At 62.5% G+C, this 12818-nt stretch carries 13 protein-coding genes; 8 read left to right on the top strand and 5 right to left on the bottom strand.

Translation table 11 applies throughout. The features are described 5' to 3' along the window. Positions 1-49: 49 nt before the first annotated feature. The 8 genes from AC1DPX_RS09670 (at position 50) to AC1DPX_RS09635 (ending at position 10021) form a co-directional block, all read left to right on the top strand. Positions 50-1522, top strand: a complete 1473-nt coding sequence (locus AC1DPX_RS09670) for an aspartate aminotransferase family protein (RefSeq protein ID WP_477236169.1) — start codon at positions 50-52, stop codon at positions 1520-1522. 23 nt (positions 1523-1545) lie between these two features. After that, entirely contained in the window at positions 1546-2778 is a 1233-nt protein-coding gene (locus tag AC1DPX_RS09665; protein ID WP_477236167.1) for a glycosyltransferase 87 family protein, read from the top strand. Continuing rightward, a complete protein-coding gene (locus tag AC1DPX_RS09660; RefSeq protein WP_477236165.1) occupies positions 2775-3533 on the top strand; it encodes an FkbM family methyltransferase in 759 nt (252 codons plus the stop codon). Before AC1DPX_RS09665 ends, AC1DPX_RS09660 begins: the two co-directional genes overlap by 4 nt. A 148-nt stretch (positions 3534-3681) precedes the next feature. After that, positions 3682-6243 (top strand): GcvT family protein, encoded by a 2562-nt coding sequence (locus tag AC1DPX_RS09655; RefSeq protein ID WP_477236163.1) that lies wholly within the window; start codon positions 3682-3684, stop codon positions 6241-6243. 93 nt (positions 6244-6336) lie between these two features. Then, positions 6337-7185: a DUF1194 domain-containing protein gene (locus AC1DPX_RS09650; RefSeq protein WP_477236161.1), complete on the top strand. Its 849-nt coding sequence runs from the start codon at positions 6337-6339 to the stop codon at positions 7183-7185. Positions 7186-7394: 209 nt separating this feature from the next. Beyond that, complete coding sequence (locus AC1DPX_RS09645; RefSeq protein ID WP_202353956.1) at positions 7395-8345, top strand: ABC transporter substrate-binding protein; 951 nt, start codon at positions 7395-7397, stop codon at positions 8343-8345. Between the two features lie 87 nt (positions 8346-8432). Then, positions 8433-9206, top strand: a complete 774-nt coding sequence (locus AC1DPX_RS09640; protein WP_477236160.1) for an ABC transporter permease — start codon at positions 8433-8435, stop codon at positions 9204-9206. Further along, a complete protein-coding gene (locus AC1DPX_RS09635; protein WP_477236158.1) occupies positions 9203-10021 on the top strand; it encodes an ABC transporter ATP-binding protein in 819 nt (272 codons plus the stop codon). Before AC1DPX_RS09640 ends, AC1DPX_RS09635 begins: the two co-directional genes overlap by 4 nt. On the opposite strand, the gene AC1DPX_RS09630 is transcribed toward AC1DPX_RS09635, so the two are convergent. The 5 genes from AC1DPX_RS09630 to AC1DPX_RS09610 all read right to left on the bottom strand — a co-directional run bounded on the left by AC1DPX_RS09630 (position 10007) and on the right by AC1DPX_RS09610 (position 12808). Continuing rightward, the gene (locus AC1DPX_RS09630) at positions 10007-10498 is read right to left on the bottom strand and encodes a GNAT family N-acetyltransferase (RefSeq protein ID WP_477236156.1); all 492 of its coding nucleotides are present in this window, start codon (positions 10496-10498) and stop codon (positions 10007-10009) included. The two genes, AC1DPX_RS09635 and AC1DPX_RS09630, sit on opposite strands and share 15 nt — an antisense overlap. Further along, positions 10495-10785 carry a type II toxin-antitoxin system TacA family antitoxin gene (locus AC1DPX_RS09625; protein ID WP_202353959.1) on the bottom strand — a complete coding sequence of 97 codons (291 nt, stop codon included), beginning with the start codon at positions 10783-10785 and terminating at the stop codon, positions 10495-10497. The genes AC1DPX_RS09630 and AC1DPX_RS09625 overlap by 4 nt, the downstream gene beginning before the upstream one ends. 79 nt (positions 10786-10864) lie before the next feature. Then, the gene (locus AC1DPX_RS09620) at positions 10865-11803 is read right to left on the bottom strand and encodes a GlxA family transcriptional regulator (RefSeq protein WP_446721212.1); all 939 of its coding nucleotides are present in this window, start codon (positions 11801-11803) and stop codon (positions 10865-10867) included. A 344-nt stretch (positions 11804-12147) separates the two neighbouring features. Continuing rightward, the gene (locus AC1DPX_RS09615) at positions 12148-12282 is read right to left on the bottom strand and encodes a hypothetical protein (protein ID WP_123152082.1); all 135 of its coding nucleotides are present in this window, start codon (positions 12280-12282) and stop codon (positions 12148-12150) included. A gap of 340 nt (positions 12283-12622) precedes the next feature. Beyond that, positions 12623-12808, bottom strand: a complete 186-nt coding sequence (locus AC1DPX_RS09610; RefSeq protein WP_202353961.1) for a hypothetical protein — start codon at positions 12806-12808, stop codon at positions 12623-12625. Between the last annotated feature and the right edge of the window lie 10 nt (positions 12809-12818).

Raw genomic sequence — 12818 nt, 5'->3', positions numbered from 1 at the left:
ATTTTATGGCGCACGACGCTGGTCGTCGTAGCGCGGACAGGAGATTGAAATGACCGTCATGGCCAAGCCGGAACAGACGAATGCGCGCACCCTAGTGAGCGCGCCGGCGCTGTCGCCCGCCACCATCGCCAAGCCAGATCTGATCAGCGTCGAGCAGGCCAAGGCGATGGATGTCGCCGCGATGACCGACCTGTTCAGGGCGCATCTCAATCCCGGCCAGCTGCATTTCATGAAGCTGCTCGGCTTCCACAAGATCAAGATCGAGCGCGCCGAGGGCATGTTCTATATCGACCAGAACGGCCGCAAGATTCTCGATTTCTTCGGCGGCTTCGGCTCGCTGGCCTTCGGCCACAACCATCCGCGCATCCTCGAAGCGCGCAAGAAGTTCCAGGAGGAGAAGCGCCAGGAAATCGCCATCGCCTTCATGTCGCAATATGCGGCGGCGCTGGCGCACAACCTCGCCAAATGCTCGCCCGGCGATCTCGACATGGTGTTTCTGGGTTCGTCCGGCTCGGAAGCGATGGAAGCGGCGGTGAAGCTCGCCGAACGCGCTGCCGGCCCGAAGCGGCCGAAGATCGTCTATGCCGAGAATTCCTTCCACGGCAAGACCAAGGGCGTGCTCGGCATCACCGACGGCCAGCTCTATCGCGCCGACTTCAAGATGGCCGAGAACACTGTGCGCATTCCCTTCGGCGACATCGAAGCGGTCGAACGCCTGTTCCGCAGCGATCCTGAGGTTGGCGTCATCGTGCTGGAAACCATCCAGGGCGGCGGTGGCATCATCCAGGCACCTGCGGAATACTGGCAGAAGCTGCGCGCGCTGTGCGACCAGTATGGCGTGCTGTGGGTGGCCGACGAAGTGCAGTGCGGCTATGGCCGCTCGGGCCGCTTCTACGCCTTCGAACATTACGGCGTCGTGCCAGACGTGACGGCACTGGCGAAGTCGCTCGGCGGCGGCAAGGCGGCGGTCGGCGCGATGATCGCCAGGCGCGAAATTTATATGAAGGCCTATGGCACGCCGAAGACGGCGATGATCCATGCCATGGCGACCTTCGGCGGCATGGGCGAAGCCTGCGTTACCGCGATCGAGGGCCTCAACGTGCTCTATGACGAGGGGCTGATCGACAATGCCGCCGTCACTGGTGATTATCTGCTGCAGCGGCTGCATGCCCTCAAGGACAAATACCCGAAGATCATCAAGGACGTGCGCGGCAAGGGCCTCATGGTCGGGCTGGAGTTCCACGACTTCTCGCAGACCTTGCCGATGGTGCTGCGCCCGATCGTCAGCGTGCTCGACGACAAGCTGAAAGGCTCGCTGTCCGGTTTCGTCGGCGCGCTGCTGCTGCGCGACTACGATGTGCTGGTCGCCTTTACCGAATACAACCGCAACGTCATCCGGCTCGAGCCGCCGCTGATCTGCCAGCGCGAGCATGTCGACCGCTTCGTCGATGCCTTCGACAGCCTGCTGTCGCGCGGCATCGTGTCGATCGTGAAGGATTTCGTCAAAAGCCAGGTCCGCTAAAAGAAAGCTGATTGGGCAGAACGATGCTGACCAAGTCACCCGCTTCGCAGAACATGCTCGACCGGCTCGCCGAGACCGGCCTGGCGTGGAGCGAGGGGACCTATTCCAGGCTGGCCGCCCCGATCGGCGCGGCGGCTTTCGCGCTCTACATCCTTCTGACGGCGTTCACGGCATGGGTGATGCCCGATGCCAATTGGGACATGCTGCCGTACCTCGCCATCGCCGAAGAGGGCAGCTATCCCGATGCGCAGGCGCTGCACGACTATGCCTACAGCACCGTCAAGGCGGGCGTTTCGGCGGGCGACTACAAGGCGCTGACCGACGATGGCGGCGGTTTCCGCAGCCACATGACGGACAATGCCGCCGACTTCCATTCGCTGCTCGGCATGTACCGGATCAAATTCCTCTATGCCGAGATCCTGTCGACGCTGAGCGCGGTGATGTCGCCGGTCGAGGCGATGCGTCTGGTGCAGGTGTTTTCGGTGCTGCTGTTCGGCGCGATTACGCTGCTCTGGCTGCGAAGGGAAAAGGCATTGGCCTTGGCGCCGGCGGTTGGCGCCGTGCTGATCATGGCCGATTTCGGCGATGCGGCACGGGCCTCGACGCCGGACCTGCTGACGTCGGCGCTGCTGCTCGGCGGGCTCTACGCCTATGTCAGGGGCCGCGAGGTGGCGACGGCGATCCTGCTCTTCCTCGCCTTCATGGTGCGGCCGGACAATATTGTTTTCCTTGCGATTTTCGTGGTGCTGCTGGTCGCCTTCCGGCAGAAGGCCTGGGGCGCGCTGGCCGGCTTCGCCGCGTCCTTCGTCGCCTATTTCGCCATTTCGCATTGGGCCCAGCATCCCGGCTGGTGGCCGCATCTTTGGTTCTCCAGCATCGAACAGCATTACAATATGGACGGGTTCGAGCCGGCCTTCTCGGTCACCGCCTATCTCAGGGCGTTCGCGACGTCGCTGTTGCGCGCCGTCAATCTGAACAGCTGGGTCGGCGTTTCTGTCCTGGCGCTGGCCGGCTGGTTCGCCGCCGCCCATGCCGGCTTCCGCCTCGATCGCCGCGCCGGCATTTTGTTCGCCGCGCTGGTGCTGGGTGCGCTGGCGAAGTTCACGGTCTTCCCGATCCACGACACGCGTATCTATTTCCCGCATCTGATCCCGCCCTTCCTGCTGCTGGCGCCGCCGTTCATGGCGCTGTGGGCAGCCGTGGCCCGCGGCCAGCATCGCGCCGCCTTGCAAATCATTCCCGGAGACAAGCCATGAGTTCGCTATCCAGCCTGGCGCGCATTGCCTTGTCGCTCGGCCTGCCCTCCGGCCTGCTCGATCGCGGGCCGTCGCTGCGCGGCACGAAATTCCTCGCCAAGGCGGCGCTGAAGGCGCGCTTCGGTGGGGCAGGGCAGCCGTTCCAGATGGTCAATGTCGGCGCCTGCGACGGCGCGCTGTTCGACGACGTGACGCCGTGGCTCCATAGGATTGCCGGCGCGCGCGCCATGCTGGTCGAGCCGATCCCGTACAATCAGAAGCGGCTGCGCGCCAACTATCCCGATACGGGCCGCTTCATCATCGAGCCGGTGGCCGTCACAAAGACCAAGGGCACGATCACGGTCCACACGTTCGACGCCGCGGCGCTCGAGGCGGGCACGCTGCCGATCGAATTCATCGGCTGCTCCTCGGTCACCGACACCAATCTGATGTCGGGCAAGAATGCCTGGGGTGAGGCCGACGCCAACTTCAATAAATTCGCGCCGCATCTGAGGGATATCGAGGTGCCGTCGGAAACGCTCCAGACACTGCTCGACCGCAACGGCATCAGCCATATCGATGCCTTCCTCGTCGATTGCGAGGGAGCCGACTGGATCGTCTTCGAACAGCTTGATCTGAACCGCTATCGCCCCGGGATGATCAAGGTCGAGGTCGGCGCGTTGCCGGCCACCGAGATCGGCCAGGTCGTGGTCAAGCTGAAGACGGCGGGCTACCAGGTCGGCTTCCAGGCCGAGGACGTCTGGGCCTTCGCCTGACGGCCAGCGTTTTCCCGATCCGAATTGGGGTCGCGCTGCACCTGCGGCGTGTCGCAAACAGGCGGTAGCGCCGTCCCTGTCGTCTGCATATTGTGCGCCGATCAACGGGCGCCGACGCTGCCCGCAATAGCATCTGGAGTCGCGGGCAATGGCAGAGTTTCCGAAAAAGGCGAAGGTCGTCATCATTGGCCTCGGCGGTATTGTCGGCGCATCGATCGCCCATCATCTGATCGAACGTGGCTGGGACGATATTGTCGGCATCGACAAGTCGGGCATTCCGACCGATATCGGTTCGACCGCGCACGCGTCCGATTTCTGCTACACGACCAGCCACGATTTCCTGTCCTGCTGGACGACGCTCTATTCCATCGATTTCTACGAGAAGATGGGCCATTACGCCCGCATTGGTGGTCTCGAAGTGGCCCGCGTCGGCGACGACAGCCGCATGGACGAAATCAAGCGCAAGATCGCCTCGGCAAAGGCCTTTGGCACGCGTGCGCGTCTGATAGAACCGGCCGAGATCAAGGAAAAGTTTCCGCTGATCGAAGAGGGGATGGTGCAGGGCGGCCTGTGGGATCCGGACGCCGGTTTGGTCATCCCGCGCTCGCAAACGGTCGCCGGCAAGCTGGTCGACCAGGCGGAAGCGTCGGGCAAGCTAAAATCCTTCGCCAACACGCCGGCCAAGTCGCTCGTCGTCAAGGACGGCCGCATCAGCGCCGTGGTGACCGACCGCGGCACCATCGAGGCCGACTATGTCATCGTTTGCGCCGGCATCTGGGGCCGGCTGATCGCGGAAATGGTCGGCGAGGATTTGCCGGTCATGCCGATCGACCATCCGCTGACTTTCTTCGGCCCCTACAACGAGTTCGCCGGCACCGGCAAGGAGATCGGCTGGCCGCTGCTGCGCGACCAGGGCAACTCGGCCTATATGCGCGACACCGGCGACCCCAAGACCGCCGAGGGCGGCCAGATCGAATGGGGCTACTACGAGGAAAACAACCCGCGCCTTTGCCATCCGCGCGACCTGCTGGAAAAGCATGAGGCCCGGCTGTCGCCGTCGCAGCGCGACCTCGACATGGAGCAGATCCTGGCGCCGCTCGAGCGCGCCATGGAACTGACGCCGATCCTGGGCGAGCTAGGCTACAATGAAAGCCATTCCTTCAACGGCCTGCTGCAGGTGACCGCCGATGGCGGCCCGTCCATGGGCGAAAGCCAGAAGGTAAGGGGTCTCTGGTATGCCGTCGCCATCTGGGTCAAGGACGGCCCCGGCATGGGCAAGCTGATCGCCGACTGGATGACCGACGGCCGCACCGAGATCGATCACCACGCCATCGACTATGCGCGCTTCTACCCGCACCAGACGAAGGAGCAGTTCATCTGGGATCGCTGCACCGAGACGGCGATGAAGGTCTATAATCCCGCGGTGCATCCGCGCGAGCCATTCTCCAAGGCCCGCAACATCAGGCGCTCGCCGTTCTGGGAGCGCGAGAAGGAACTCGGCGGCTACTTCATGGAACTGGGGGGCTGGGAGCGCGCACACGGCTATGCCGCCAACGAGCACCTGCTTGAGAAGTATGGCGACCGGGTACCCGTACGCGAGAACGAGTGGGACAACCGCCATTTCTGGCGCGTCTCCAATGCCGAGCATCTGGCGATGAGCGAGGATTGCGGCATCGTCAACCTGTCGCATTTCTCGATGTACGACGTCGAAGGGCCTGACCATGTCGCGCTGCTGGAATGGCTGTGCGCGGCCAAGATCGGCGGCGACAACAACATCGGCAAAGGCATCTACACCCACTTCCTCGACGAGGAAGGCATGGTGCGCGCCGACTTCACCGTGATCCGCATGGCCGACCGCTGCCGCGTCATCGACGGCGCCGACGCCGGCCCGCGCGACTTCCGCTACATGCAGCGCACCGCGCAGGACAAGGGCTTTGACGCCACCATCACCGATGTGACGGAGAAATACGTCACCATCGGCATCTGGGGCCCGAATGCCCGCACCACCTTGCAGAAGGTGGTCGAGAATCCCGAGGGCCTGTCGCCGGAGAATTTCCCGTTCGCGGCGATCAAGCCGGTCCGCATCGGCGGCAAGGATGTCACCGCGTTCCGCATCTCCTATGTCGGCGAGCAGGGCTGGGAACTGCATATGCGCTACGAGGATGGTCTCGCCGTCTGGGACGCGCTGCGCTCGACCGGTGTCATGCCGTTCGGTGTCGAGACCTATGCCAATACGCGCCGCATGGAAAAGAGCCTGCGCCTGCAGAATGCCGACCTTCTGACCGAGTACAATCTGCTTGAAGCCGATCTCGCCCGTCCGAAGGTCAAGGAGAACGATTTCTGCGGCAAGGCCAAGCATTTGGAGTATCGCGCCCGCGAGCACCAGCCGGCGACTTTGTGCACGCTGGTGATGACGGAGAATGTCGATTCGAAAGGCGTGGCGCGTTATCCCGTGGGCATAATGCCGGTGCTGGATCCGGCCACCGGCGAGACGCTGGTCGACGAACTCGGCCGCCGCTCCTTCACCACATCGGTCGCCTATGGCCCGACCATCGGCAAGAACATCGCGCTTGCCTATCTTCCGCATTCGTATGCGCAGGAAGGCCGCAAGCTCAAGGTCGAGTATTTCGGCGAGACCTATCCGGTCGAAGTCGCCGGCGTCGGCTACAAGCCGCTCTACGACCCGGAGAACCTCAAGCCGAGGAGCTGAGGTTCGACTGGAGCAACGGACTGATCGCAAAAGCCCGGCTTCGAGCCGGGCTTTTGTCTTTTTAAGCTGGCGGTTTTCGCTTACCCTCGCGGCATGTCTGCTTTATCGCGCGCAAGACATCTCCTTTCCGGCTGTGCCGCGCTGGCGCTGATGCTCTGGCTGGCGCCGGGATCCCGCGCGGACGAGCCGGTCGATGTCGAGTTGGTGCTGGCGGTCGACGTTTCGCTGTCGATGTCGACGGATGAGCTCGAGATCCAGCGTCATGGCTACGCGGCGGCGCTGACGCATGACAATGTGCTGCAGGCGATCGCCGACGGCGCCCATGGCAAGATCGCCGTCACCTATGTCGAATGGGCCGGCACCACATGGCAGCGCGTCATCGTGCCGTGGACTGTCATCGCCAGCCGTGCCGACGCCGAGCGGGTGGTCGCGCAATTGTCCGCGCAGCCGCCCAACAGCGCGCGGCGCACCTCGATCTCCGGCGCGCTGGAGTTTGGCAGCGACCTTTTCGCCGAAAGCGGCTACCAGGGAACCAAGCGGGTCATCGACATTTCCGGCGATGGCCCCAACAACCAGGGCGCGCCGGTCAACCTCACCCGCGACGGCGTGGTCAGGCAAGGCATCGTGATCAACGGCCTGCCGCTGATGACCCGGGGCGGATTTTCCGGCGCCTACGACGTCAACGATCTCGACCGCTACTACAGCGACTGCGTCATTGGCGGGCCCGGAGCCTTCATGATCCCGGTCAATGACTGGACGCAATTTCCCGAAGCCATCCGCCGCAAGCTGGTGCTGGAGCTCGCTGGTCCGGCCTCACCGCAATGGGCGGCGGAGGAGGCGGATCTTCCGCCGGTGGTGCTCGCGCAGGACAGACCCGCCGCCGACTGCCAGATCGGCGAGAAAATGTGGCGCAACCGCAACTGGATGCTGGACAGCCGCTGAGCAGTCCGAGCCACCCCGCGGTGGCGGCTGGCACGACCGCATCTCATCGACCGCGCGCCGTGGCGGCGACGGTTCATGGGGCAGGGCTTCAATCCGCCTAGCGCGGGTGGTGAGGTGAGCCCGCTGGCAGCCGAACACGTTCCTGTTGATTGACAAGCCGATAGGCGTCTGTGAACATTTTCGACCAGAGAAACAAAAGGGGAACTGACATGAACAGGATCGCCGTTTTCGCCGCGACTTTGACGCTTGCCGCCGGTCTGTGCGCGCCAGTGATGGCCGCCACATCGGTCACCATCGGCATTAGCGGCTGGACAGGCTTCGCGCCGCTGACGCTTGCCAAGCAGGCAGGCCTCTTCGAGAAGCACGGCCTCGATGTGACCTTGAAGAAAGTGCCGCAGGCCAGCCGTCCGCTCGCCATCGCCAGCGGCGACCTGCAATGCGCGGCCACCACAGTCGAGACCTGGCTGGTGTGGAACGCCAGCGGGGTGACCACCAAGCAAATCTTCCAGCTCGACAAATCCTATGGCGCCGATGGCATTGTCGTGCGCAACGACATCAAGACGGTCGCCGATCTCAAGGGCAAGAATGTCGCGTCCTCGGCGCCGGGCACGTCGCCCTATTTCCTGCTCGCCTGGGTGCTGAACAAGAACGGCATGTCGACCAAGGATGTGACGGTCGTCAATCTGGAGCCGGACGCGGCCGCGCAGGCCTTCCTTGCCGGCCAGAACGATGCCGCCGTCACCTATGAGCCGTTCATCTCGGCGGTTCGCGACAAGGCCGACCAGGGCCACATACTGGCGACCACGCTCGACTATCCGATGGTGCTCGACACGGTCGGCTGCACGCCCGAATTCCTCAAGGCCAATCCCGACGCCGCCAAGGCGCTGGCCGACAGCTATTTCGACGCGCTCGACCTGATCAAGAAGGATCCGCAGAAATCCTACGAGATCATGGGGGCCGATGTGAAACAGTCGGCCAAGGAATTCGAGGATTCGGCGAAGTATCTGAAATGGGCCGACAGGGCCGAGAACAAAGAGTTCTTCACAAAGGAATTCCAGGATTTTTCCAAGACCGCGGGTGATCTGCTGCTGCAGATGGGCCTGATCAAGGAAGCGCCAGACGTCGCCACGCTGGCCGATACCAGCGCGGTGTCCAACTGACCGTCCGGCCTTTGCCCATCCTGCGGCGGCGCCTGGCGCCGCCGCTCTCTCCTGGACACGTAACCATTTGATGGGGACGATGTGAAGATGCGCCCCTTGCATCCAGTCTCGCCGGGCTTGCCAACCGTGCTCGGCATCTCCTTCTTCGTGCTGTTCATTGCCTTCTGGGCCTGGATCACGCTTGGCGGCCACGTCAACCGCATCTTCCTCGCCGATCCGCTGTCGATGCTCAAGGACGGTTGGCGGCTGCTGGTCGAGGACCGTTTCTGGCTGGACATATTGATCACCATCTGGCGCGTCTTCGGCGGCTTCGTGCTGGCCTCGGTCGTTGCCGTGCCGATCGGCATCGCCATGGGCGCCTGGAAGCCGGTGGAAGCGTTCCTGGAGCCCTTCGTCTCCTTCGCCCGCTATCTGCCGGCCTCGGCCTTCATTCCGCTGCTCATCCTGTGGGCCGGCATCGGTGAGTTGGAAAAGCTGCTGGTCATCTTCGTCGGTTCGGTGTTCCAGATCATCCTGATCGTCGCCGTCAAGGTCGGCTCGACACGGCGTGATCTCGTCGAGGCGGCCTATACGCTGGGCTCGACCAACAACGGCATCGTCAAGCGGGTGATTATGCCGGCCAATGCGCCCGAAATCGCCGAGACGCTGCGGCTGGTGCTCGGCTGGGCATGGACCTATGTCATCGTCGCCGAACTGATCGGCTCGTCCTCCGGCATCGGCTACATGATCATCAACAGCCAGTCGCGGCTGGCGACCGGACAGATCATCTTCGGTATCATCGTCATCGGGCTGATCGGGCTGTTGTCCGATTTCGCTTTCAAGGCGTTCAACCGCTGGCTCTTTCCATGGAGTCTGGCGTGAGCAAGCTTCTCATCGAGGGCGTCTCGCGCACCTTTGCCGGCGTGCGCGGCGGACCGCCGGTCAAGGCGCTGATGCCGATCGACCTGGCGGTCGCCGCCAAAGACTTCATCACCATTCTGGGGCCGTCCGGCTGCGGAAAGTCGACGCTGCTCAGGATCGTCGCCGGTCTTGAGGCGCCGAGCGAAGGGCGCGTGCTGCTTGACGGCAAGGCGGTGACCCGACCGGGGCCGGATCGCGGCATGGTCTTCCAGTCCTACACGCTGTTCCCGTGGCTGACGGTCGCCGAAAACATCGCCTTCGGCCTGCGCGAGCGCGGCATGGCGCCAAAGGAGCGGGACGGTCTGGTCGCGTCCTATATCGACCTCGTCGGCCTGAAAGGCTTCGTGAACCATTGGCCTAAGCAGCTGTCCGGCGGCATGCAGCAGCGCACCGCGATCGCCCGGGCGCTCGCCAACGATCCCGAGATCCTGTTGCTGGACGAGCCGTTCGGTGCGCTCGACAACCAGACACGCGGGCTGATGCAGGAGCTGCTTCTCGGCATCTGGGAGCGGCGCAAAAAGACCGTGGTGTTCGTCACCCACGATATCGAGGAGGCGATCTTCATGGCCTCGCGCGTCGTCGTGATGACCGCACGGCCCGGCAGCATCAAGTCGGACGTCGCCATCGACCTGCCGCATCCGCGCCACTACACGCTGAAGACCAGTCCCGAATTCTCGGCGCTCAAGGCGCGACTGACCGAGGACATCCGCGTCGAGGCGATGCGCACGGCACAGGGGCAGTCAGACACTGCCTCCGGTGCCTCAGAGATTTCGTAAATCCTTTACAAGCACGTAGAGATGTAGGGGGTCGGTCGGAGATTGAATGAATCCATAGCGCTCGTAAAAGGCGCGGGCATTGTGATCCTTGGCATGTACGGTCACTGCACGGATACCCGCAATGTCAGCTGCCTGCAGGCTTCGCAGGATGGCATCGCGAAGCATTCCGCTGCCAACGCCTTTGCCTTGCCAACTCAAGCTGACTGCGAGACGCGCCAGCAGCATTATCGGAACCGGATGGCGTGCAAACCCCTTCTTCAGTCGCTCTGGTGCGCCATCGTAAGGGACTTCTCCAACGACCAGCGTATAAAAGCCGATTACGTCTTCGCCGGAGAGACCAATATAGGTCTGCGAGGCATTTGCTTGCTGATTTTGAAATGCGTAGCGGGAGAGAAATCGATTGAGCGGTTCCTCTCCACAGTCGAACATATCGACAAGATGCGTGCGAGCCAGTTTCTCGATACGAAGCTGGCTCACGCTGGATCGTGACCGGAAAAGATGCTCGGCTCGCTCAGCAAACGCTTCAGGCGCGGCAGATCTCGCGTTGGAGCATCCAGCGCCGCCATGAACGCAGCCCATTTTTCTGCGTTGAGGGGGAAGCTGCGTCGGTCGGCGAGCGTTTCCTCGGCACGTCCAAGTGCACTTTCGAGGACGAAGTCACTCAGCGAACGGCGCTCAACGGCCGCTGCGGTCGCGAGCGTACGCTTTGCCTCGGCGGTAAGACGCAAGTCCAGTTTTTCGGATCGAGTCGTTCTAGTGGTCATGGGACACCTTTCGGCACAACGATATCACGCTTTGCCAGACAATGTCATGACAATTCACAATGTCCTTTGATATGTCGGCTCAGGCCGCCAGCAGCTGCTTGCGGTCGACGCGCTCCTGCTGCGGCGAACGGGCATAGAGTTCGCGGTAGCATTTGGAGAAATGCGAAGCCGAGACGAAGCCGCAGGCAACCGCCACTTCGACCACCGGCATCGACGACTGGATCAGCAGATGCCGGGCGCGGTCGAGGCGGATTTCCAGATAGTAGCGGGCAGGGGAGCGGCCCATTTCGGTGCGGAACAGCCGTTCGATCTGGCGGCGTGACAAGTCGACATGGTCGGCGATCTCGATCAGCGACAGCGGCTCGGAGAGATTGCCTTCCATCAGTTCGATGATGGTCAGCACTTTCGAGTTCTGCACGCCGAGACGGGCGCGCAGCGGCAGACGCTGGCGGTCGGTCGGGCTGCGCACGCGATCGGTCAGCACCTGTTCGCACACCCGGTTGACGAGGCTCTCATCGAAATCGTCGCCGATCAGCTTCAGCATCATGTCGAGCGCGGCGGTGCCGCCTGCGCAGGTATAGATGTTCTGGTCGACCTCGAAGAGGTCGGCAAAGACATTGGCCTTCGGGAACGCCTCGGAAAAGCCCGGCAGGTTTTCCCAATGGATGGCGCAGCGCTTGTTGGACAAGAGGCCGGCGGCGGCCAGGATGTGCGCGCCGGTGCACAGGCCGCCAACGGCGACGCCACGATTATACTCCTCGCGCAGCCAGGCGAAGGCCGATTTGTTCTGGTAACGCTCGACATTGATGCCGCTGCAGACGATGGCCATATTGGGCCGGTCGGGGCCCGCCATTTTCTTGCGCTCTTCCTCCAGCGAGGTGTTGACCGCGCATTCGACGCCGTTCGAGGCGCGCACCGGCTTGCCATCGATGCTGGCGAGGCGCCAGCGATAGGCCTCGTAGCCGAGCATGCGGTTGGCGGAGCGGAGCGGGTCGAGCGCGGTCGCAAAAGCGATCATGGTGAAATCGGGAATAAGGAAGAAGACAAACGATCGCTTGATCGGATGCTTGATGGCGTTCACGGGAACCTCATCTGGCCATGGCGCGAACAGGATGTCGCGAATAGCATAGCGACATCAGGAAAAACCTTGGCTGTCAATTGGCTACGCTGCATTAGCGAGACAAAATTTGCGACATGGGTCGCAAATGGGCAATTGCTGTGCGGCAATGCAACGGCGAGCGGCATCACCCTGTCCACGCGACAGGCAAAATGCGCAAAGGCAAAACAAAAACGCCGCCGTGGCAGAGCCAGGCGGCGTTACAGTCTTGAAGCAGCGGCAGGGACACGCTGCCTGGAAAATGCTTAGGCGACGAAGCCGAGGCGTGCCGCTGCCACCGCACCGGTCTGGCCGGGCATGGTGTTGGCAAGGCGCTGACGCTCGAGAGCGGTGGTCAGGTTCATTTCGCGGCGGGCAAAGAGGCGGGCAAAAAGCTTCATCATCATCTCCTATCGGTTGCTCAGACGGGTCGCCTTCGCTTGATGGAGTGGGGCAGCTCGTTTGCTGGCGCTGATATAGGCTTGTGCTGCGTAAAACTAAATCGCAAAAACGAAGCGCTTGATATGAAATGCGACACCGAATGCGACAAATTTGGGCAATCTGCTCTAAATTTGTGATTGTTTACAAGGCATTAAATCGAAATCAGAGCTGCTATGCGGCTTGCTCATATGCGCCATGCGTTGGCGACATGGCTTCAAAACTCATTTGAATGCAAATAAAATGGAAAGGCCTGCCGGGCTGGGTGCGCGCGGCAGGCCTTCAGCACTTGGTACACACGATCTACTTTGCTCCAGCCCAGGATCCAACGCCGTTGCGAGTGCTGGTCTTGGTGTCGGAAGCCTCAGGCCAGCCGATATCCTTCTGCAGTTCGATCGGCAGCGAGCGGATGGCGCGTTCGGTCTGGTAGCGGGCGCGTGCCGCGCTGAATTCAGTCGCGATGCGACCAAGGGACGACAGGATAGACATTTCATTCTCC

It is taken from the genome of Mesorhizobium sp. 01N446 (assembly GCF_056399285.1).
This window is presented reverse-complemented; position numbering and strand designations above follow the sequence as displayed.

Excerpts from the sequence above, each read along its gene's own strand:
- AC1DPX_RS09660 (WP_477236165.1), top strand. The coding sequence starts at position 2,775 with ATGAGTTCGCTATCCAGCCTGGCGCGCATTGCCTTGTCGCTCGGCCTG.
- AC1DPX_RS09620 (WP_446721212.1), bottom strand. The coding sequence starts at position 11,803 with ATGATCGCTTTTGCGACCGCGCTCGACCCGCTCCGCTCCGCCAACCGC.
- AC1DPX_RS09655 (WP_477236163.1), top strand. The coding sequence starts at position 3,682 with ATGGCAGAGTTTCCGAAAAAGGCGAAGGTCGTCATCATTGGCCTCGGC.
- AC1DPX_RS09670 (WP_477236169.1), top strand. The coding sequence starts at position 50 with ATGACCGTCATGGCCAAGCCGGAACAGACGAATGCGCGCACCCTAGTG.
- AC1DPX_RS09645 (WP_202353956.1), top strand. The coding sequence starts at position 7,395 with ATGAACAGGATCGCCGTTTTCGCCGCGACTTTGACGCTTGCCGCCGGT.
- AC1DPX_RS09625 (WP_202353959.1), bottom strand. The coding sequence starts at position 10,785 with ATGACCACTAGAACGACTCGATCCGAAAAACTGGACTTGCGTCTTACC.
- AC1DPX_RS09650 (WP_477236161.1), top strand. The coding sequence starts at position 6,337 with ATGTCTGCTTTATCGCGCGCAAGACATCTCCTTTCCGGCTGTGCCGCG.
- AC1DPX_RS09610 (WP_202353961.1), bottom strand. The coding sequence starts at position 12,808 with ATGTCTATCCTGTCGTCCCTTGGTCGCATCGCGACTGAATTCAGCGCG.
- AC1DPX_RS09665 (WP_477236167.1), top strand. The coding sequence starts at position 1,546 with ATGCTGACCAAGTCACCCGCTTCGCAGAACATGCTCGACCGGCTCGCC.
- AC1DPX_RS09640 (WP_477236160.1), top strand. The coding sequence starts at position 8,433 with ATGCGCCCCTTGCATCCAGTCTCGCCGGGCTTGCCAACCGTGCTCGGC.
- AC1DPX_RS09615 (WP_123152082.1), bottom strand. The coding sequence starts at position 12,282 with ATGAAGCTTTTTGCCCGCCTCTTTGCCCGCCGCGAAATGAACCTGACC.